Origin of the sequence: Barnesiella sp. An22 (genome assembly GCF_963931395.1) — a bacterium.
GTDB lineage: Bacteria > Bacteroidota > Bacteroidia > Bacteroidales > Barnesiellaceae > Barnesiella > Barnesiella merdigallinarum.
The window spans coordinates 2,133,989-2,155,836 of the sequence record NZ_OZ007014.1 but is presented as its reverse complement, the minus strand read 5'-3'; the positions used below and the strand labels follow the sequence as shown (position 1 = coordinate 2,155,836).

The 21,848-nt window shown below is 53.7% G+C and carries 16 protein-coding genes; 10 read left to right on the top strand and 6 right to left on the bottom strand.

What is annotated here, in order from left to right; genetic code table 11:
• Positions 1-394 precede the first annotated feature (394 nt).
• The 4 genes from ABGT88_RS08855 (at position 395) to mtgA (ending at position 5,174) form a co-directional block, all read left to right on the top strand.
• Complete coding sequence (locus tag ABGT88_RS08855; protein WP_087407316.1) at positions 395-2,620, top strand: lipopolysaccharide assembly protein LapB; 2,226 nt, start codon at positions 395-397, stop codon at positions 2,618-2,620.
• A 256-nt stretch (positions 2,621-2,876) separates the two neighbouring features.
• Positions 2,877-3,632: a hypothetical protein gene (locus ABGT88_RS08850; RefSeq protein WP_162611663.1), complete on the top strand. Its 756-nt coding sequence runs from the start codon at positions 2,877-2,879 to the stop codon at positions 3,630-3,632.
• Positions 3,633-3,635: 3 nt separating this feature from the next.
• Complete coding sequence (prmA, locus tag ABGT88_RS08845; protein ID WP_087407318.1) at positions 3,636-4,481, top strand: 50S ribosomal protein L11 methyltransferase; 846 nt, start codon at positions 3,636-3,638, stop codon at positions 4,479-4,481.
• Positions 4,482-4,487: 6 nt separating this feature from the next.
• On the top strand, positions 4,488-5,174 hold the full coding sequence (gene mtgA, locus ABGT88_RS08840) for a monofunctional biosynthetic peptidoglycan transglycosylase (RefSeq protein WP_087407319.1): 687 nt from the start codon (positions 4,488-4,490) through the stop codon (positions 5,172-5,174).
• Between the two features lie 53 nt (positions 5,175-5,227).
• Here the strand turns inward: mtgA and ABGT88_RS08835 are convergent, their stop codons facing one another.
• Positions 5,228-5,689, bottom strand: coding sequence for a helix-turn-helix domain-containing protein (locus ABGT88_RS08835; RefSeq protein WP_087407320.1), 462 nt, complete (start codon positions 5,687-5,689; stop codon positions 5,228-5,230).
• 315 nt (positions 5,690-6,004) lie between these two features.
• Between ABGT88_RS08835 and mutA the strand changes: the two genes are divergently transcribed.
• The 4 genes from mutA to ABGT88_RS08815 all read left to right on the top strand — a co-directional run bounded on the left by mutA (position 6,005) and on the right by ABGT88_RS08815 (position 15,362).
• A complete protein-coding gene (gene mutA, locus ABGT88_RS08830; protein WP_258327474.1) occupies positions 6,005-7,876 on the top strand; it encodes a methylmalonyl-CoA mutase small subunit in 1,872 nt (623 codons plus the stop codon).
• A 42-nt stretch (positions 7,877-7,918) separates the two neighbouring features.
• Positions 7,919-10,054, top strand: a complete 2,136-nt coding sequence (scpA, locus tag ABGT88_RS08825) for a methylmalonyl-CoA mutase (protein ID WP_346701604.1) — start codon at positions 7,919-7,921, stop codon at positions 10,052-10,054.
• A gap of 149 nt (positions 10,055-10,203) precedes the next feature.
• Positions 10,204-12,648 (top strand): phosphodiester glycosidase family protein, encoded by a 2,445-nt coding sequence (locus tag ABGT88_RS08820; protein ID WP_346701602.1) that lies wholly within the window; start codon positions 10,204-10,206, stop codon positions 12,646-12,648.
• Positions 12,649-12,758: 110 nt separating this feature from the next.
• Positions 12,759-15,362 (top strand): M6 family metalloprotease domain-containing protein, encoded by a 2,604-nt coding sequence (locus ABGT88_RS08815; RefSeq protein WP_346701600.1) that lies wholly within the window; start codon positions 12,759-12,761, stop codon positions 15,360-15,362.
• Positions 15,363-15,450: 88 nt separating this feature from the next.
• On the opposite strand, the gene ABGT88_RS08810 is transcribed toward ABGT88_RS08815, so the two are convergent.
• Positions 15,451-16,836: a Gfo/Idh/MocA family protein gene (locus ABGT88_RS08810; RefSeq protein WP_087407325.1), complete on the bottom strand. Its 1,386-nt coding sequence runs from the start codon at positions 16,834-16,836 to the stop codon at positions 15,451-15,453.
• A gap of 197 nt (positions 16,837-17,033) precedes the next feature.
• Here ABGT88_RS08810 and ABGT88_RS08805 point away from each other — a divergent pair, with 197 nt between their 5' ends.
• Positions 17,034-17,570: a hypothetical protein gene (locus ABGT88_RS08805; protein WP_087407326.1), complete on the top strand. Its 537-nt coding sequence runs from the start codon at positions 17,034-17,036 to the stop codon at positions 17,568-17,570.
• Between the two features lie 83 nt (positions 17,571-17,653).
• Positions 17,654-18,694: a DUF6340 family protein gene (locus tag ABGT88_RS08800; protein WP_346701597.1), complete on the top strand. Its 1,041-nt coding sequence runs from the start codon at positions 17,654-17,656 to the stop codon at positions 18,692-18,694.
• A 94-nt stretch (positions 18,695-18,788) separates the two neighbouring features.
• Here the strand turns inward: ABGT88_RS08800 and ABGT88_RS08795 are convergent, their stop codons facing one another.
• The 4 genes from ABGT88_RS08795 to ABGT88_RS08780 form a co-directional block, all read right to left on the bottom strand.
• Positions 18,789-19,337, bottom strand: coding sequence for a cyclophilin-like fold protein (locus ABGT88_RS08795; RefSeq protein WP_346701595.1), 549 nt, complete (start codon positions 19,335-19,337; stop codon positions 18,789-18,791).
• Positions 19,338-19,342: 5 nt separating this feature from the next.
• A complete protein-coding gene (locus ABGT88_RS08790; RefSeq protein ID WP_087407329.1) occupies positions 19,343-19,927 on the bottom strand; it encodes a DapH/DapD/GlmU-related protein in 585 nt (194 codons plus the stop codon).
• Positions 19,928-19,937: 10 nt separating this feature from the next.
• Positions 19,938-20,903 carry an alpha/beta hydrolase gene (locus tag ABGT88_RS08785; protein WP_241147775.1) on the bottom strand — a complete coding sequence of 322 codons (966 nt, stop codon included), beginning with the start codon at positions 20,901-20,903 and terminating at the stop codon, positions 19,938-19,940.
• A 255-nt stretch (positions 20,904-21,158) separates the two neighbouring features.
• Positions 21,159-21,842, bottom strand: coding sequence for a hypothetical protein (locus tag ABGT88_RS08780; RefSeq protein WP_258327466.1), 684 nt, complete (start codon positions 21,840-21,842; stop codon positions 21,159-21,161).
• Positions 21,843-21,848 lie beyond the last annotated feature (6 nt).

Sequence of the window (21,848 nt, the reverse complement as noted above, 5' to 3'; positions counted from 1 at the left end):
CCGACTTTCTCTATCTTTATGCAAAGATAATGAAAGGTGAGCGCAGAGGCAAATGGAAAACGAAGTTTTCAACATTTGTCTATGCCGAACCGACTCCTATCTTATCCAAAGATAAAAAAAAGTGAACGCAGAAAGTCAAGTTTACTTGAACTTTATGCTGAACCATATCTTATCTTCTACAAAGATAGTGTAAAGCCATTGTAGAAACAAATTTTGAAAGATTGAGATTTTGCAGATAACTCTCTTTAGGGAGGAAAGTGTATTCGAGCATGCGGGTATGTGCCGCAAGGTAAGGGCAATAGGAAAATGATTTTTCCCGGCACACTATTTGCAAGTTAAGTTTGTTATATTGGAGAAAGCTCCTTAATTTTACTACGGATTTAGAATAGAACAGATGATTACGACCGAGATTGAAAAACAGCGACACGAAATATATGGACTGTTGGCCGAGCGCCGTTTGAAGGATGCCTTTGGCAAGCTGGCCGTTCTGGTGAACGAATTGCAAGATTGGATCAGCCGTGACAAACTCAACGAGATGGAGATGTCGTACAAGTATATGATACAGTACATGCTCGACGGAGTGGAAGACCCTGAGCGCAAACGTATCTACGACCACCTGGTGGTGTCGGCCTATATGCTTACCGACCGCGTGTCCGACGAACTGGTTGCCCGGGTCTCTCCGTCCCAGTATTACGGTTGGCGCCGCTATGTGAAAGCCAGTAGGGCCAACGAGACTCTGGCCTCGCAGTGCGACCGATGCGACCAGGCGCTCAACGACCTGTCGCTGGCCTCGCTGCTGAGCGAGCAGGAACGCGATGCTGCCAAAATCAAATCGTTGAAGCATCGGGTCGAGGATGAAGCCGGCACGCTCTTTATGGATGTGTGGACCAACTATCCGGCACGAGAGGAGGATTATTCCACCTTGCGCGAGGCGCTTTATGCCAATCGTTTCCCCGACGACCTGGTGTCGCTGCTGATTTCGGCCCTGTTGCTGAATCTGCTGCATCGGTTCGACGAGGAGAAACTGCTTCTTCTCCTCGACGGTTATCGGCACATCTCGCCCGAGATACAGTTGCGTTCACTCTGTGCCGCCCTCATGGTGATGTATATCTATCGCGAGCGGTTGCCGCTCTTTCCGAGTGTGCAGCATCGCATCGACGCCTTGAGCGAGGAGCCTCGTTTCAAGAACGACGTGCGCACGGTCTTTCTGCAACTGATTAAAACCCAGGAGACCGAGAAGATTACCCGCAAGATGACCGAGGAGCTGCTCCCCGAGATGATGAAATTGGGCCCGTCGCTCTATAAGAAAATCAAACAGGAGGACTTGATGAACGACATCAATGCGCTCGAGGAGAATCCCGAGTGGCAGGATATGCTCGACAAGACGGGCATTGCCGACAAACTGAAAGAGTTGACCGACCTGCAGATGGAGGGGGCCGATGTCTTTATGAGTACCTTCTCTCATTTGAAGAGCTTCCCCTTCTTCCAGTCGATACAAAACTGGTTCATGCCCTTCAATCCCGACCACACGGCTCTCTCGGGTCTGCTCGAGGGGCAGGGGGGCGCCATGTTCAAGAAGATGCTTTCGGCTTCGTCGCTCTTGTGCAACTCCGACAAGTATTCGTTCTGCCTCAGTCTGTCGCAAGTGCCCGAGTCGCAACGTCAGTTGATGATGGGGCAGTTTGGGGCCGAGAACGCCGCCGTGCAGGAGATGGCCAACCAGGAGCTGATGAAGAAGGAACTGAGTCGCGAGAATATCTCGAACCGGTACATTCAGGATTTGTATCGCTTCTTCAAACTCTATATCCGTCGGTCGGAGTTTACCGACCCCTTTGCCGGACACATCAACCTGCTGCATGTCTCTACGCTCGAGTCGCTGTTGAGCGGGCAGGAGAGCCTGCGGCTCATCGGCGAATATTATTTCCGTCGCGGGTATTACGACGATGCGCTCGAACTCTTCGAACGGCTCTCGGCTACCTATCACTCCGATGCCGAGATATACCAGAAGATAGGGTTCTGCTACCAGAAGCAGGGCGACTATGCCGAGGCGCTCGAGGCCTTCCTCAAGGCCGAGATTATCGCCCCCGACAACTTCTGGACCATCCGGCGCATTGCTACCTGCTACCGTAATCTGAAGAAGCCCGAGATGGCCCTCTCGTATTACCATCGGGCCGAAAAGATACAGCCCGACAATCTGTCGGTGCAGATGAACATAGGCCATTGCTATGTCGAGCAGAAAGATTATGAGGAGGCTCTGAAGTATTACTTCAAGGTCGACTATCTCGACCCCGACGGCGGGAAGGCCTGGCAACCCATTGCCTGGTGCTCGTTCCTGGTGGGGAAGAAGGATCAGGCGCGCCGCTATTACGAGAAGATTCTGGCCGGGAAGCCCACGGCACTCGACTATCTCAATGCCGGGCATGTGGAGTTTTCGCTGGGTCATATCCGGCAGGCCATCGATTACTATCGCCGCAGCATCGAGCTCGACGGGGGCGATACCGCCAAGTTTATGGCCAACTTCAAGCAGGATGTGCCCGATCTCGTAGCCTCGGGCATTGCCGCGAGTGATATACCCATTTTGCTCGACCAGCTGATGTATGGCATTACCGATACCCATTAAAGGTTGTCGGGTAGAAAGAGCTGGGGAATGCTGCCGGTATCTCAGATTGTAGAGTATTCTCTTTTTGATGTATAGCTTGAGAGAAGATGGAGTGTGAAAAGTCCGTTTTCATTTGTCTCTGCTCTCACCTTTTACTATCTTTGAATAAGATAGGGGCGGTTCGGCATAGCCAAAAGATGAAAACTTTGTTTTCTTTTTGTCTCTGCTCTCACCTTTTACTATCTTTGCGCCCTTGTACAGAAGAGAATAAATGGATATGAAACGAATTGTATGTTTGTTGCTTTTCTGGGCTGCCCTTTCGCATCTGCCCATGTGGGGAGCGTCGCTCACCGACTATCGTGAAAAATTGTACAACCTGTTTATCGAGCAGAAGATTCCGCAGTGGAGTGGGGTGTTGTCGCAAATGAGTGCCGACAAATCGTGCGAGACCCTTGACGGGCGGCACGAAATCTTGTGCGGATATTACGGTCTGGTAGGCCATCTGGTCGACAAGAAACGCAAGACCGAAGCCCAATCGAATCTGAAAACGGCCTTGGCTCTGGCCGAGAAGTATCAGAAACTCTACCCGCACGACGCCCGTTTCAAGGCATTGTATGCCAATCTGCTGGGCCTTAAGATAGCGCTTTCGCCCTTGAAGGCTACCACTTTGGCTTCCGATATGTTATCGTCGGCCCGTGAGGCCTACAAGATGGCTCCCGACGACAGTTGGGTCTCCATATTATACGGTAATATTCTTTTTTATATGCCGGGTATGTTTGGTGGCGACAAGGCGCAGGGGTTGAGTTGCTATCAGCACGCTCGCCAGGGGATGGAGAAGAATCTCTCGGCCAACTCTCACAACTGGCTCTATGTGCAACTGCTGGTGACTATCGGTGTCGTCAACGAGAAGAACGAACATTACGAGCAGGCGTTGGCCATGTATAAGAACATCATGAACAAATACCCCAATTATGCCTTTGTGCGCGATGTCCTCTATCCGCGTGCACAGAAAGCTATGCGGGAGAAAAAATAGGCTATGAACGATTATATGCAGGTGCGGCTCGAGGTAGAGCCGTGTAGCGAGGTGGCTACCGATGTGCTGGCCGCCATGTTGGGCGAGATTGGTTACGAGAGTTTTGTTCCCGACGAGACGGGTGTGACGGCTTTTGTTCCGCAGGGTACCTACGACGAGCCACAGCTCGAAGCGGTGCTGGCCCAGTTCCCGCTCGAGGGGGTAAAGGTGACTCGGCAGACAACCTTTGTGCCGGGTCAAGACTGGAACGAAGAGTGGGAGAAACACTACTTCAAACCCATTGTCGTGGGCGACGAGTGTGTGATACACAGCACTTTTCACAAAGATGTGCCCCAGGCTCGCTACGATGTGCTCATCGACCCGAAAATGGCATTCGGCACGGGACATCACGAGACTACGACCCTCATGTTGCAGGCCATATTGGCCACCGACTTTACCGGTTGCTCGGTGCTCGATATGGGGTGTGGAACCGCTGTGTTGGCTATCCTGGCCGGCATGAAGGGGGCTTCGCCGGTGGTCGCTGTCGACATCGACGAGTTTGCCACCGAAAATGCCCAGGAGAATGTGCGCTTGAACGGAGAGCCCGACATCGAGGTGCGTCTGGGTGGTATCGAGGTACTGAAGCAAGAGACCTTCGACTTTATCTTTGCCAACATCAACCGCAACATTCTGCTGTCCGATATGCACGCCTATGCAGAACGAATGAAGAGTGGGTCGCATCTCTTTATGAGTGGATTTTATGTTGAAGATATTCCGGCCATCCGGTCCGAGGCCGAGCGTCTGGGGCTGCGGTTTGCAGGTCATGCCGAGAAAAACCGGTGGGCCCGGGTCGAATGTGTGAAAGATTGACGAGCGATGATGCGTAAGATTTGGCGTTGGACAAAACGGCTTGTGTTGTTTTTCTTTCTCTCGACCATCATTGTCGTGCTGCTGTATCGGTTTGTCCCCGTGTATGTAACCCCTTTGATGGTTATCCGCACGGTCGAGCAACTGGTCGATGGGAAGAAGGTCGAGTGGCACCACCGGTGGGTACCTATCGAGAAGATGTCGCGCTATATGCCCATGGCAGTGATTGCCTCGGAAGACAATCGCTTTATGACCCATCACGGATTCGACTTCGAGGAGCTGCGAAAAGTTATCGAGGAGAACAAGCACCGCAAGCGTCCGCGGGGAGCCAGCACCATCACGCAGCAGACAGCCAAGAATGTGTTCCTCTGGCCCGGTCACTCCTATGTGCGCAAAGGGTTTGAAGCTTATTTCACCGTACTTATCGAGCTCTTCTGGGGGAAGGAGCGTATCATGGAAGTCTATCTCAACTCCATAGAGACCGGCAAGGGCATTTATGGGGTAGAGGCGGTCGCGCAGCAGCATTTCCACAAAACGGCTGCTCGGCTCACTCGGTCGCAATGTGCACTGATTGCCGCTACGTTGCCCAATCCGCGCCGGTTCAATTCGGCTGCGCCGTCGGGGTATATGTTGCGCCGGCAGGCACAAATCGTGTCGTTGATGGGGAAGATAGCACCTGTCGATTTTACACACTAAAATCGGTAGAAGCAAAGATCGTTTTGCAAGTTATAAGTGGATTGGATGGGGGGCTAATAGGAATGGTTTTGTTCCAACTCTTGTTGCAGTATTTCGATTCTTTTCCGGTAATTGTTGATAAGGTTTTGCAGCAGTTCGATCTCTTGCTGTTTCGATTCGTAAATAGCACTCTTTTTGTTTACTGATTTTGTGATGTTTTTATATAATTTAAGGGGTTCGTCGGCGGTTGCAGCCCCGTTCCCTTCGTCGAAGACATACTGGTTAGGACTAATAAAATAGGCCTCCCGGCTCTCGTCGCAATTGATAAAAGTAAAGAAATCGGTGATGGGTAGATTCCAATGATTGGCAATGGTGAGCAATACATTGATGTTCATGTTGCCACCTCTTACGGCTTTGCCTATGGTATTCTTGTCCAGCCCCAGTTCTTTAGCGGCCTCTTTGTAGGTAATCCCTTTCTGGTGCAAGAATTTTCGCAGCAGATCTCCAGTATAAACAAGTTTCTTACCCTCTTTCATATGGACACGGAGTGTAAACAGTTAAATCCTATTCGAACCTATTATGTTGGTTTGTGTTCTACTAATATACAAAAAAAATCGACAACTGCGTGGTGACGGTAGTTCTGGCGGGTAACCAGGGGGTGAGACCGCAATACGAAGCCGGTTTGTCCCAAAGGTAGGGGTGTTCATAAAAATTACAGAAAAAATTCTTTATTTCAAACTATTTGTACTACTTTTGTTCTCAGATGTCTGGTGCAAGTATTTTGTGCCGGGCCTATTTTGTGAATAATCCAATCCAATAGTTTGGCTTAAACAACTTAACTAATAACAACTATGGCAGAAAGTAAAGAAAAACTGTTTGACCAGTTCCCTCCGGTCTCCACACAAGAATGGAAAGACAAGGTTATCGCCGACCTGAAAGGAGCTGATTTTGACAAAAAGCTCGTATGGAGGACAAACGAAGGGTTTAACGTAAACCCCATGTATCGTGCCGAAGACATTGCGAACCTGCACACGACCGATTCGCTTCCCGGTGAATATCCTTACGTGCGTGGCACTCGTACTGACAACAACTGGCTGGTACGTCAGGACATCAAAGTGACCGATGTCAAAGAGGCCAACGCCAAGGCTCTGGACATCCTGACGAAGGGTGTCGAGTCGCTGGGCTTTGAGCTCCCGAAAGATTTGATTTCGGTAGAGAATATGGAAACTTTGCTGCATGGTATCGAGTTGGAGAAAGTCGAGTTGAACTTCTCCTCTTGCATGAAAAGCACAGTGAAACTTGCCGAAACGGTAGCCGCCTATTTGAAAAAGAGTGGAGCCGACCTTTCGAAAGTTTCGGGTTCTATCCGATTCAATCCGTTTAAGCGCATGTTGACCAAAGGCCGCGACTTTGCCGACTATGCCGATGAGGCCGTTGCCGTAATCGAAGCCGTGAAAGAGTTGCCGCTCTTCAGAGTGCTGGCTGTCGATGCCGTGATGCTGAACAATGCCGGTTCGTTCATTTCGCAGGAGCTGGGTTTCGCCCTGGCTTGGGGTAACGAATGGTTGGCCGCTCTTACCGAGAAAGGTCTCTCGGTCGATGAGGTTGCCAATCGAATCAAATTCAACTTCGGCATCTCGTCCAACTACTTCATGGAGTTGGCCAAGTTCCGTGCCGCCCGCATGTTGTGGGCTCAGATTGTAAAACAATACAATCCCGCTTGCGACTGTGCCTGCAAGATGAAGGCTCATGCTCAGACTTCGGAATTCAACCAAACCGTATTCGATGCTTATGTCAATCTGCTCCGCTCGCAAACCGAGACCATGTCGGCTGCTTTGGCTGGTGTAGATTCGATTACGACCACTCCCTTCGATAAAGCCTACAAGGAGCCCGATGAATTTTCGGAGCGTATCGCCCGCAACCAGCAACTGTTGCTCAAGGAGGAGTCGCATATCAACCGCATTACCGACCCGGGAGCCGGCTCGTACTATGTAGAGACCCTCACCGTGTCGATTGCCGAGCAGGCTTGGAAACTCTTCCTCGAAGTAGAGGAGAAGGGCGGTTTCTACAAAGCCGTGAAAGAGGGCTTTGTTCAAAATCAGGTCAACGCTTCGGCCGAGACCCGTCACACCAATGTGGCTCGCCGCAAAGAGATTCTGTTGGGTACCAACCAATATCCCAACTTCAACGAGGTAGCCGGCGACAAGATTGCCAAAGGCGAGGCTTGTGGCTGCGGTTGCAGCAAACACGAAGGCGAGCACCATTGCGAACCCGAATTCCCGGTACTGAATACCAAACGTGCCGCCAGCGATTTCGAAGCCTTGCGCCTGGCTACCGAGCACTCGGGCAAGCGTCCGTCGGTATTCATGCTTACCATCGGCAACCTGGCCATGCGTCTGGCCCGTTCGCAATTCTCTGCCAACTTCTTTGCTTGTGCCGGATACAAGATTATCGACAACCTCGGTTTCGAAACCGTACAAGCCGGTATCGATGCCGCCCTCGAAGCTAAAGCCGATATAGTGGTACTTTGCTCGAGCGACGACGAATATGCCCAATATGCCCCCGAAGCCTTCAAGCTGCTCGACGGCCGTGCGCTCTTCGTCGTAGCCGGTGCCCCCGCTTGTATGGACGATTTGAAAGCTCAGGGTATTACCGAGTTTATCCACGTACGTTCCAACGTGCTCGATACGTTGAGATCGTTTAACGAGAAACTCTCGATTTAAAAGTCGTACAATTTTGTATCACTCAAAGAAAAACAGAAAACTATGAGACCTAATTTCAAGAACATAGATATTACAAAGGATGCTTTCGCTCACTCGGCAGGGAAAGTAGTCAGCGAGGGTGAAAACTGGATAACCCCGGAACAGATCCCCGTAAAACCCATTTATACCAAAGAAGACCTCGAGGGTCTTGAACACCTCAACTACGTAGCCGGTATTCCGCCCTTCCTGCGTGGCCCGTACAGCGGCATGTATGCGATTCGTCCCTGGACTATCCGTCAGTATGCCGGTTTCTCCACCGCCGAAGAATCCAACGCATTCTATCGTCGTAACCTGGCTTCGGGTCAGAAAGGTCTTTCGGTAGCATTCGACCTCCCTACACACCGCGGATACGATGCCGATCACGAGCGTGTAGTAGGCGACGTAGGTAAAGCCGGTGTTTCCATCTGCTCGCTCGAGGATATGAAGGTGCTCTTCGACGGTATCCCCTTGAACAAGATGTCGGTGTCGATGACCATGAACGGCGCCGTGTTGCCCATTCTGGCCTTCTACATCAACGCCGGTCTGGAGCAGGGTGCCAAACTCGAAGAGATGGCCGGTACCATCCAGAACGATATCCTCAAGGAGTTCATGGTGCGTAACACCTATATCTATCCGCCCGAATTTTCGATGCGAATCATTGCCGACATCTTCGAGTTCACGTCGCAATACATGCCCAAGTTCAACTCGATTTCAATTTCGGGTTACCACATGCAAGAGGCCGGTGCCACGGCCGACATCGAGCTGGCCTACACGTTGGCCGACGGTCTCGAGTACCTGCGCGCCGGTATCAATGCCGGTATGGACATCGACTCGTTTGCACCGCGTTTGTCGTTCTTCTGGGCTATCGGCATGAACTTCTTCATGGAGATTGCCAAGATGCGTGCCGCCCGTATGTTGTGGGCTAAGATTGTAAAACAGTTCAATCCCAAGAACCCCAAATCGCTGGCTCTGCGTACGCACTCGCAAACTTCGGGTTGGTCGCTCACCGAGCAAGACCCCTTCAACAACGTAGGCCGTACCTGTATCGAGGCCATGGGCGCCGCTCTGGGTCACACCCAGTCGTTGCACACCAACGCCCTCGACGAGGCCATCGCATTGCCTACCGACTTCTCGGCCCGTATCGCCCGTAATACTCAGATTTATATTCAGGAAGAGACCTACATTACCAAAGAAATCGACCCGTGGGCCGGTTCGTACTATGTAGAGGCTCTGACCAACGAGCTCGCTCACAAGGCTTGGGAACACATTCAGGAAATCGAGAAGCTGGGCGGTATGGCCAAGGCTATCGAGACCGGTATCCCCAAACTCCGTATCGAGGAGGCTGCCGCTCGTACACAGGCTCGTATCGACTCGGGCAAACAGACTATCGTGGGTGTGAACAAATATCGTCTCGAGAAAGAGGCTCCCATCGACATCCTCGAGGTGGACAACACCGCCGTGCGTAAAGAGCAGATCGAGCGCTTGCAATACCTGAAGTCGCACCGCGACAACGAGGCCGTACAAGCTGCCCTCGATGCCATTACCGAGTGCGTGAAGACCAAACAGGGCAACTTGCTCGACTTGGCCGTGAAAGCCGCCAAGGTGCGCGCTACGTTGGGCGAAATCTCCTACGCTTGCGAAAAAGTGGTAGGTCGTTATAAAGCAGTAATCAGAACTATTTCAGGCGTGTATTCTTCAGAAACCAAAAAAGATGCCGATTTCGTTCGGGCAACGGAATTGTGCGAAAAATTTGCCAAGAAAGAGGGCCGTCAACCGCGTATCATGATTGCGAAGATGGGACAGGATGGTCACGACCGTGGTGCCAAGGTGGTAGCTACGGGATATGCCGACTGTGGCTTCGACGTAGATATGGGCCCGTTGTTCCAGACTCCGGCCGAGGCTGCTCGCCAGGCTGTCGAGAACGACGTGCATGTGCTGGGCGTCTCTTCACTGGCTGCCGGTCACAAGACTTTGATTCCGCAGGTAATCGAGGAGTTGAAGAAACTGGGTCGTGAAGATATTGTAGTCATTGCCGGTGGTGTAATTCCTCCCCAGGATTACGACTTCCTTTACAAGGCCGGTGTGGCAGCTATCTTCGGTCCCGGTACTTCGGTAGCCAAGGCTGCTTGTCAGATTCTCGAAATTCTTCTCGACGAATAATTCTTTTGCAGAAGATATTGTTTCAGGGCAAGGCGCACCCGCAATGGGTGTGCCTTGCTTTTTTATTTAAAAAAATAATATAAAATAATTGTATGTAATTCGAAAAATAACCAAATTTACACCATGAAATAACCGCTTAATTGATATATATGAAAAATAGCATCGCACTGGCAGCCTGCCTTTCGCTCGGCTTAGTCGCTCAAGCCGAGAAACCCCAGTGGGGTACCCCCGACACGATAGCACACTATCCCATAGGACCGGGGGCGGTGTATACCCACATCGAGTTTACTCAGAAACCTATCCAGCTCTTTCAGGTTACACTCGACCTGAACGACGAGTATAATGCCGTGGAGGTATATCCGTCGAACGGGAAGACTCCCGATGCCACGCGTGAGACCACCTCGTCGCAGTGTCGTAGCAATTCGTACGAAGGTCACCGGGCCTTCTTCGGTGTGAACCACGATTTGTTCCATTACAGCGGCCAGACTACGGCGGCGGGAATCAACGTGCGCAATGGCGAAATCATCAGCCATTACGGCGATTACGGACGGTCGGTCCTCTCGATCAACAAGGACAAGGTGGCCGAGGTATTTCCGCCCTGCTACGAGGCCAAGGTCATTTGCCCGGACCAGACCGAAATCAAAATCGACAACGTCAACGAGTCGGCCTACGGGATACAGTCTTACCGGAATTGTGTTCTCTTCAATACATACAGCAGCCTCACCCTTACGACCGAGGGACTCTATGCCAAGCTGGAGCCGCAGGGCGAGTGGATTATCAACGGTGAGCCTACCCCTTGCCGGGTGGTCTCGATAGACCACACCCCCATACAGCCCGACGGGAAGAGCCATATTCTCTTCATGCGCAACGATGCCGCTACCCAGTTCGAGAGTCGGGTGCAGGTAGGCGATGTGGTGCAGATCGACCAGCGTTTTGTCAATACCACCTTTCCCAATTCGGGACTGTCGGTTCCGCCGGCCCAGCAGGTGCTGCAGGCCTTCCACGGTTGGCCCAGCGTCATCTTGAACGGCGAGCTGCACGACAAGGAGTATAACGACTTCGTGACTCCGGGGCGTGAATTTCAGGACTATCCCTGCACGCTGGTGGGAATCACCAAAGACGGCAAGAAGCTCTTCATCATCACGGCCGACAAGGGCTCGATGGTCGAGGATGCCTACTATCTGGTAGAGCAGGGGGCTTGGAATGTGGTCAACTTCGACGGTGGCGGATCGGCCACGATGGTGGTATACGACCAGGTGGTCAATTCGCCCACCGATGGCAAGGAGCGTGCCGTGATGGACTCGTTCCAGGGCATCTCGCTGGCTCCCGACGACCCTGTCTTTTCGTTCCTCTCCTTCTCTAAACCCTCGATAAAGACTCACCCCCTGGGGGTAACACCACTGCGATTGCTGGCTCATAACCGCTACGGTATCGTCATCGACGACGACTGCCGCGAGGTCGAGTTCTCGTGCGAGCCCGAGGAGCTGGGCTATGTCAACAGCCGTGGCGAGTTCTGTGCCGGGCCGGTGGCCATGTCGGGTACGATAACGGCCCGCCGGGGCGACTCGACCTGCAAGATGCGGGTAACGATGAGTGGCACTACCGGCGAGCCTCGCCTCTGTATCGACAGTCTTTATATCGACGACATCCGGGAGTATCCCATCGAACTCGAGGCCGAAGCCAGTGGTGAGACCTATCGGGTGAACCCCGAGATATTGACGTGGAGCGTGACCGGCGACGACTGTTGCCAAGTGGTCGAAGGAGCTGTCAAGGGCGTGAAGAGCGGCCGGGCCATGTTGCGAGGCAGCTACGAAGGTACGACCGTCGAGTTTCCCGTGGTGGTCGAAATCGGGGCGGGCGAAATGGTGCACGAAGATTTTGCCGACGTTGCATCGCTGCCGGTAACCGCCAGTTCGGCCGTAGCTCAGATGCGTTTCGATTCGTCGATACTACCGGCCGGGTGGAGCGACGGCAATACCCTCGTCTTCGACCTGAATACGGGGCGGGCACCCAATATCGTGATTGACCACTCGATGCGTTTCTTCGGTTTGCCCGATTCGGTATCGATGCAGATTAAAAACTGGGATTCGATTATCAGCTCCATATCGTGCGAGTTTACCTGCCCGACCGGCTCGTGGATACATACCCTTACTCCCGAGGCCGACAGCGACTCGGTCTATGTAGTACCGTTGTCCGACCGGGGCGTGAGCGATTTCCCCGTGACGCTCGATAATCTCAAGATTTATCTCTCGACCCAGCAGAAGGGGACCGACCGGAAGATTTCGTTCCGCGATTTCAAGGCCTATTATCCGCACGAAGCCACCGACGGCATTGTGGCGCCCGTTCGGGAGCCGGGTCTTACGGTGTTCAAGAGTTCGCCCGAGAGCCTCATGATAGAAGGCCTTGCGACATACGAGGGGAGTGCCAGTGTCACCTTGTCGGACATGAACGGGCGTCGGCTGGTTATGCTCGAGACATCGGTTTCGCCGTCGGGTACCTGCGAGGTGTTGCTTCCGACTACACTCTCTCGAGGTGTTTATCTGGTTGGTGTACAGACTGAGACCGGCTTTCGGGTAGCGAAACTGGTGTGGTAAACTCTCGCGACAAACACATCAGGGCAGGCGCTTCGACACAATAGTTGGAGCGCTTGTCTTTTTTATTTAAATTTATTCGTATATTTACTCACTTTTCTAAACCTGATAATATGAAGAAAGTCTTTATCACCTTGTGCGCGAGTGCCTTTCTGGGCGTATCTTCGCTTTTTGCCTTACCGGCGAGGTCTATCCCCGAGACCGTAACCCAGCCCGACGGGACGGTAGTTACCGTTCGAGTGGTCGGCGATGAGTTTTATCATTATCAAATGACTGCCGATGGTATTCCGGTTGTTCGGGATGCCGATGGTTTTTATCGGTATGCCGAACTGGCTCCCGACGGTACGGCGGTGGCCGGGCAAGTGATAGCCCGCGATGCCCATCTGCGTACGGCTTCGGATAAGGTCTATCTCGAACAGTTGGCTGCCCGGAAGGTGTCGCAGGGTATGGTTGCCCAACGTCAGTTGAAGCGGCAGCAGAAGCTGCGCTCGGTTGCCCGCCGGACTACACAGGCAACTACGGGCGACGATGTACATGGACTGGTGTTGCTGGTCGAGTTTAGCGACAAGAAATTCGACCCGACGAACACCCTTGAAGATTTCAAGGAGATGATGAACAAGGAGGGCTACGACTATCAAGGAGCCATAGGCAGTGCGCGCGATTACTTCATTGCGCAGTCAGACGGACAGTTCCGTCCCACCTTCGACGTGGTGGGCCCCATTACTCTCGACAGGGCGATGGCCTACTACGGAGGAAACGACAAGTATACGGGTAACGACAGCCGCCCCGAAGATATGGTTATCGACGCTTGTCGCAAGGTAGAGTCGACGGTCGATTTCTCCATCTACGACCGCGACAACGACGGCTTTGTCGACTTGGTCTATGTCATTTATGCCGGTTACGGCGAGTCGGCCAACGATAACGCCGGTTCGCTCGACGACACCATCTGGCCCCACGCCTGGTATATCTACCAGGGTGCCGGGAAAGAGGTTTCGGTCGATGGCAAACTGCTCGACGCATACGCCTGTTCGGCCGAGTTGCAGGGTAATACCGGGACCTATCGTGATGGTATCGGTTCGTTCTGCCACGAGTACAGTCACACGTTGGGTTTGCCCGACTTCTACGATACCAGCGGTTCCAACTATGGAATGAGTACCTGGAGCCTGATGGATTATGGTTGCTACAACGGTCCCGATATGAATGACGACGGCCATAGCGACGGTTCTGTCCCCGTAGGCTACACCGCGTATGAACGCGAATTTTGCGGCTGGCTCACCATCGAAGAGCTGACCTCGCCGGCTACCGTTTCGCTCGAAAATCTGGCCGACAGCAAAAAGGCCTACAAGATTGTATCGAGCGACAAGAATCAATACTTCACCCTCGAGAACCGCCAGCAGACGGGGTGGGATACCTACATGGCCTCTTCGGGTCTGATGATTCTGAAGGTCGATTACGACCGGATGATTTGGGATAACAATATCATAAATTGCGAGCTTACCCGCCAGCGCATGACCATCATGCCGGCCGATAACCATCGTAGCTTCTACGACGAGACGGGAGACCTCTATCCCTACAAGAATAACAACTCGTTTACCGACCAGAGCACACCGGCGGCAGTGACCAATACAGGACTGTTGCTGGGTAAGCCGGTAACCAATATTACCCAGACAGACGGGGTGATTACCTTCGATTTCATGGGCGGCTCGGCCATCGATGCTCCTGTGGCCAACGAGGCTACCGGCATAACCGCCACCGGCTTTACGGCCAACTGGTCGCCAGTCGAGGGGGCTGCCAGTTATACGCTCCATGTCGACCGCCGTCAGCCATCGGCCGGGGGAGAGATTCTGTTGTCGGAAGATTTTGCCAAGTGTACGGTTGCAGGTACGGCCAATCTGGGTGGAACCAATGCCTTCCAGACCGTAGACGGCCAATATTTCCAGACTTCGGGCTGGAGCGGCAAATACCTCTATCCCGAGGTGGGTATGATGAAGATGGGCAACTCGTCGAACGGTGGTGCCCTGTGTACCCCGGCTATCGACTTGTCGTCCAACGGAGGGACGTTTACGGTTCAATTTGCGGCTTCGCGTTACGACAACGATAAGGAGAAGAGTGTGATGAAAGTCTATCTCGAGGGCGACGAGGCTCATGCCCAAACGACCGAAATGCTGCCGCTCGATCCCATGAACACCTATACGTTGACCTTTACCGGTGGTACCGAAAGCAGTAAGATTGTATTCGAGTCGACCGCCGACAGCGGCAAGAAGCGGGCCTATATCGACAATATCGTGGTGTACAGCGGCGAGGTTCAGCCCGAAGCCATGGCCAAGCCGGCGGCGGTTGCAGCCGAGTGGCCCCTGGAGATAACGGGAATTACCGAGACCTCCTACACGCTTACCGCTCTCGAGCCGGGCTATCTCTATTCGTATAAGGTAAAGGCCGTGACGGCCGAGAACGAAGAGGGGGCTTACTCCAATGTGGTGAAGGTCGACTTGAGTTCGGGTATCTGCGATATTCTCGAGGTCAACCACCGCATCTATGCCGCCGAGGGTGGTATCGTGATTGAGTGCGAAACCGCTCAACCGGTCGAGATTGTCAACCTGGCCGGTCAGGTGGTTGCGTCGACCGAGGTAAACGGCCGGACCGTAGTGCCGGTGCCGGCAGCCGGGGTTTACATCGTGCGTTGCGGTGCAGCGGCTACCCGCGTGATGGTACGCTAACAAGAATTGTCTCTATATGAAGAAGACCGGGGTCTGTGTTCGACGACCTCGGTCTTCTCTCTTTTTGTGGTTATGTAGAATTGAGAACTCAGATGCTTGCCTTGCGATTGCTCAGGCGGCTCTTCTCGGCCATGAAACCCATGATATGGCTCTCGACCGAAACCTCGATGGGGCTCGACAGGTAGCTGGGGTCGTTGTTGCCCACGGCGTTGATGAAGTCGCGGACCAGGCACAGGTCGCCGCCGCCGTGACCGTGGCCCACATAGGTCTTGACCTCTTCGACCTTGGCATCCCATACCCGCTTTTTCCCGCTGCGGAAATCGGTCACCGTGAAGGCACTCATGTCGCCCTCGATTTCGCCCCGGGTGGCCATGATTCGGGTACGCCGTCCGCCCTTGGCCATGAAGGCCTCCATCGAGAAGTTGGCCGTGACGCCGTTCTGGAACTCCATACTGGTCACGTAGTGGTCGCACTGGTCGTTGTCCATCTGGAATACACAGCGCCCGTAGTTGGTGGTGCGCAGTACCTGCCGGATGGCATCGTCTTGCCGGCTGCGCTCCTTGGGCAGGTCGAAGGCATAGATGTGTTGCCGTTTCTTGATGTAGATATCCAGAGCCGAGTAGGGGCATTCACTCTCGTAAGGACAGTTGTCGATACAGCGTTCGGCGGCCCCTTTGGGCATGTTTTCGCGCTTGAAATAGGTAAGTGAGCCATAGGCGGCAATCGACTTGCAGGGCGAGCCTACCAGCCACCGGATGATGTCGAGGTCGTGGCACGACTTGGCCAGGATAATCGGGGTCGTCTCGCGCGAGTTGTGCCAGTTGCCCCGCACAAACGAGTGAGCCATGTGGGCATACTGTATGGGCTCGAGGTGCTGTATGCTGATGAGTTGCCCGATTTCGCCCGAGTCGATAATCTGTTTCAGGGCAATGAAGTAAGGGGCATAGCGCAGCACGTGGCATACCCCCACGATGGCCTTCTTTTTCAGGGCCAGGTCGCGTATGTCGGTGCACTCTTTTTCGGTGGGGGCAATCGGTTTTTCGAGCAGGATGTGGTAGCCCATTTCGAGAGCCTTCATGCAAGGCTCGTAGTGCAGGTTGTCGGGCAGGCTGAGCACAATGGCATCGGCCATCTTGGGGCGGGCGAGGGCCTCTTTCCAATCGGTGAACCTGTTCTCCTGAGGCACGTTGTGGTCTTCGCTCATGTTCTCCAGCCGCAGCCGGTTGATGTCGGCCACACCCACGATTTTCATACAGTCGGGGTAGCGTTTGGCATAGCCGGCGTAGACGTTTCCGCGGTTGCCGGCACCGAGTACGAGAAAGGTCACCGGTCGGTCGACCGAGGCTTTCAAATCTTTTATCTGGGCATCGATATGTTGTACGTTGTCCGATTTTCCGTTGGCCAGAATCGAAGGCGCAAAGGCCGCACCAACGGCAGTGAGTCCCATAAGTTTTAAGAATTCCGAGCGTTTCATGTGTTAGATTTGTTTGAAAAGTGCTACAAATATAAAAAAGATAAAAATTCGAAACAATGTATTTCTGTTTTATTTTCGATTTATGTATATTTTATTTCGAATTTTATATTGTAACCCTCTTTTCTAATTTTTGTTAGCGCTATTGGGGATAAGGAAATGAATCGCTATATTTACTTATCGAAAACAAACAGACCTCTATGGAGCAGAATGATTGGCATGCGATTGTGGCAAAGCCGAGCCGAAAGGAGTCGATGGCTGCGGCTGTGGCCGAGTTGTTGCAACGGGACCCGAGTCTCGATGCCGTGATGGATATGGCGTTGGGGCAGGGGGCCGAAGCCTTTCGAGCGTCGCGATGTGTGGCGTGGGTTTACGAGTGGGACCGGGCTCTTTTTGCTCCATACAAGAGGCGGTTCGTATCCGATTTCGACCGCGTGGCTCATCCCGGGGTACGGCGCATATACGGCAGCCTCATGCACCATTTGTTGGAGCGGGGTGAGTATCGCCCCGACTGCAAAGCCGCCGAGCATCTGGCCGAGGTGGTGTGTAGCTGGAGCATAGAGCCCGGTGTAAAGGTGTCGACGCTCGTATGGACGCTCGCTGTTCTCGGACTGTTGGCCCGGCAAGTCGAGTGGGCCGACGATATGATAGCCCAACTCGTGGTCTTGAACGATCTGGACCGTTCGCCGGGCATGCGGGCCTTGCTGCGGCGGGTGCGAGCCAATCATTTAAAATAGCTTAAATGTATCTGATTCGCCCCGAGAACACGGGGTTATGAATTACATTTGTAGAGAGAAACCTGTGGTGGAAAGGAGATTTTATGATGAGAAAGTTTTTGTTTTTAATGGCTGCGGTCTCCCTGTTATTGACGGGTTGCCGATCGGTATCGGTCCTTTCGTTCGATGTGTGGCGACCGGCTAAAGTTACCTTCCCGCCGACCATCCAGCGCGTGACGGTCGTGAACAATTCGGCAGAGCCCAATGAAAAGGTAGGGAACAAATATACCGATATGTCGGGGCGTGAGTATACGCTGGTCGTTCCCCACGACAGCACCACCTATCGGTTGGCCGAGTGCATAGCTCTCGACTTGGCCGATGCGCACTACTTCCCCGAAATTACGATTTTCTACGACGACTCCATCACCTTGCCCAAGAGTCTCTATCCGTTGTTGTCGGCCGAACAGTTGGCCGTGATACGGGGTGGAGCCGACCAGACGGCGGTCGTATCGCTAGACCACACCGATATGGCCGTGAACATGGTGGACCAGACGGTGGTGGATGCCATGGGCGAAACCGTGTTCGTGACCGACCTCTCGGTGGCTACGACGTTGGGGGTGCGGGTCTACTGGCCCGATAAGGCCGAGCCTACTACCCAGATGGTGAGCGATACGGTCTACTGGCAATCGTTTGGCTATACGCCCGACGATGCCCACAGTTCGCTGCCTCAGACGGCCGGCTTCATTCAAGAGGCCATGCACCGCGTTTCCAAGCGGGTGCGCGATCTCTTCATCCCGCATGTCGATAATGTAGAGCGGTATATCTACACCTCTACCGAACCGGCCTTGAAAGATGCCTATGACTTCTGGCAGCAGAAGAAATACACCGAGGCTTCGTATCTGTGGGAGTATGTCTACGAGGAGCAGAAGAGCACGACTCACCGGGCTATGGCTGCGGCCAACCTGGCGGTCTATAACGAACTGTTCGACCATTACGACGCTGCTATCGAGTGGGTAGAGAAGGCCATTTCGCTTTTTGAAAAGAGGGCGAACGGCGAGACAGCCGATGTGGCCATGCTGAAAGATTACAAGCGACAACTGCTCGAGCGGAGAAACGACAACTCTACCCTGCAACAGCAGATGTAGTTGTGGGTATGAAAATAGAAAAAGATTGGCGGGAGACCGAGTGTGTGAAACTCTTCTCCCGCCAATCTTTTTTGTGGCGTATCGGGGGCTTCGGTTAGCGTTCGAACAGTACCGTTACCGAGCCCGAACCTACGGCAGATGCCAGTCCGTCCGGGTTGTCTACCCGTCCGATGCGGGTGTAGCTGTATGAGGTCGAGAAGGTTTTGTAGAACAGCACAACGCACGACGAACCGTAGAGCATGATGTCGCCCGTCTGTATGGTACCCGGCGACGAGGCCTGAACAGGCAGGCTCTGGTCGAGGTATACATACTTTTCGTTGTTGTTCAGTTCGCTCATCGACAAGCTCATCGGCAGCATGGCGGCGAAGGCTTGGGCCGTAGCGTTATCGGCCAGTGTGGCCGTGAAGGTAGAGTTTCCTATTTTCAGTGTCATGGTTCGAGTGGTTTCGGGGCTGTCGCCGTTGTTATCGTCATTGTCTTCGTTATCACCGGGTGTATTGCCGGTATTGTCGCTGCTGTTGCTACTGCCTCCCGTCGGGGTATTGATTGTAGTCGTGGGGTCGTCGTTGCGATCGCACGCGGTAAAGGCCGGGCACGCGGTTGCGGCAAAGAGCAGGGCCAATGTCAAAAATAGCGGTCTCATACGCGTTATGCTTTAGATTCCTCTTCGGTTTCGATTACATGGATTAACCGGGCCGGAACACCGCCGACAACCGTGTTGGCTGCCACGTCTTTAGTCACAACGGCACCGGCTGCCACTACGGCATTGTCGCCGATGGTGACCCCTTGCAGGATGGTAGCGTTGGCACCTACCCACACGTTACGTCCCAACACGATAGGGGCGGGGTAGGTGGTTTTGCGGTCCTTGGGGGCGAGCCCATGGTTGAGTGTGGCAAATACGACGCCGTGCCCGATTTGGCAGCCGTCGCCGAGGGTGATGCCGCCGTGGTCCTGGAAGTGGCAACAGTCGTTGATAAAGACCTCTTCGCCCAGGTGTATGTTCTTGCCGAAGTCGGCATAGAGCGGTGGGAATACCCGAACCGTTGCCGGTATGGGTTGGCCGGTAAGTTGGGCAAGCAGTTCGCGTATCTCGTCGGGGGTGTGGTACGAGCCGTTCATCTGGCAGGTAATGCGCCGGGCCTCGTCGCTCATCTCGTTCATAAACTGTCCGATCTCGGGGCCGCAAAGCGGTTTGCGTTCGGCCGTATGTTTCAGAAATTCTTCGAGAGTCATGGCTGTCTCCTTATTTTAAGTATTGACGGAAGAATGCTTCGATTTTGTCGAAGGGAATGATGTCGGTGCGGTCGTACAGGTCGACGTGCGAGGCGCCCGGGATAATCAGCAGTTCCTTGTTGTCTCCGGTCAGTTTCTTGAAGGCATCCTGGCTGAAGTAGAGCGAGTGGGCCTTCTCGCCGTGAATCATGAGCACGGCACTGCGAATCTCGTTGCTGTACGTCAGCAGGGGCGTGTTGATGAACGAGAGGGCCGAGGTGACATTCCAGCCGCCGTTGGAGTTGAGCGAGCGTTTGTGGTATCCCCGCGGAGTTTTGTAATAGGCATAGTAGTCTTTGACAAACTGCGGAGCATCGTCGGGCAGCGGGTCTACCACGCCACCGGCCAAGGCATATGAGCCGTTGCGGGCATCTTCGGTGCGCTGGGCGTTGAGTTTCTGGCGCAGGGCGTAGCGTTGGTCGGCATCCATCGAGTCGAAATAGCCGTTGGCATTGACCCGGCTCATGTCGTACATGGTCGAGGTGACCGTAGCCTTGATGCGGGTATCGATGGCTGCAGCGTTGAGGGCCATGCCGCCCCAGCCGCAAATGCCCAGGATACCGATGCGCTCGGGGTCCACGTCGTCGCGTATCGACAGGAAGTCGACTGCGGCGCTGAAGTCTTCGGTATTGATGTCGGGCGAAGCCACATACCGGGGCTCGCCGCTACTCTCGCCCGTGTAGGAGGGGTCGAATGCCAGGGTGATGAATCCGCGTTCGGCTAGAGTCTGGGCATAGAGACCCGAGGCCTGCTCCTTCACGGCACCGAAGGGGCCCGATATGGCGATGGCCGGCATCTTGCCCTCGGCGTTTTTGGGGATATACATATCGGCGGCCAGTGTGATGCCGAACCGGTTCTTGAACTCTACACGCTCGACCGTTACCCGGTCGCTCGGTGCAAACGTCTTGTCGTTCTCTTGTGCTTGAATCGTAGTCATTGCAAACAGAATTAAAAACAGGGTAATGATAAAATTTTTCGTATTCATTGTCTCTCCATGAGTGAAGGGTGGGTTCGAGTCCCTTTTCTCGAGTACAAAAATAGAGGGTATTTCCCGCTTGGGTTGTATACGATTTACGGTATTTCATACCTGAATCTTGGTTTCCCGAGTGGCCTGTTCCCGGTTGTTGTCGATAAGGAATCTCGGCTTTACCCCTTACCACGAAGAGAGTCCTGTTTCTATCCGGTTTGCCGGTCAATCGAATATGACACCGGGGTTCATCTCGGCCGGTGAGCGCCAGCGGATGCCGTAGTCTTGGAAGAGAATGCGTTGAAGCGTGGGCCAATAGACAAAGCAGAATCCCATGCCGCGAGGTTCGTCGGCCAGCAGGGCGTGAGCTTTCTCGTCGGCTTCCGCAATGACCTCTTCATATTCGGCCGTCCATTCTATGGGGTCTTTGCGCAGGTGGCCGTCCTCCTCAATATCGTCGAAGCGTTTCTGGTCGGCCGCCATGATGTTGAGCGCGTAGCGTGTGATTTCGGCATTGAGTGGGTCGATGCCCATCTCCAGGTCTTCGGCCCGGTCGTCGCCGACTCCTTCGATGGCCTCGCGCTCGAGTTCCATCAGCCGCAGGCTGAGGCGCGGGTGGTCATATAGGGCCATTCGGGCCCGGTGGCATACGTTCCCGGCCATTACCCGCTTCTCTTCGTCCTCGATAATTGCCGGGATGTATTTGGCAATCTCCCGGCACAAAGCGGCGTTTTTCCAAGAGGGGCCGAAATCCATGATGTATTCTTCGCACAGCAGCGCATCGGCACAAACCAGTTCGACGATGGCATCGGCATTGCCGGCATCTTTCTGCAACACGTCGAGTTGTTGGCGTCGTATCTCTTCCAAATCGGCAACCTGGTAAATTTTGCCGTCTATTTCTTGAGCCATGGTTGA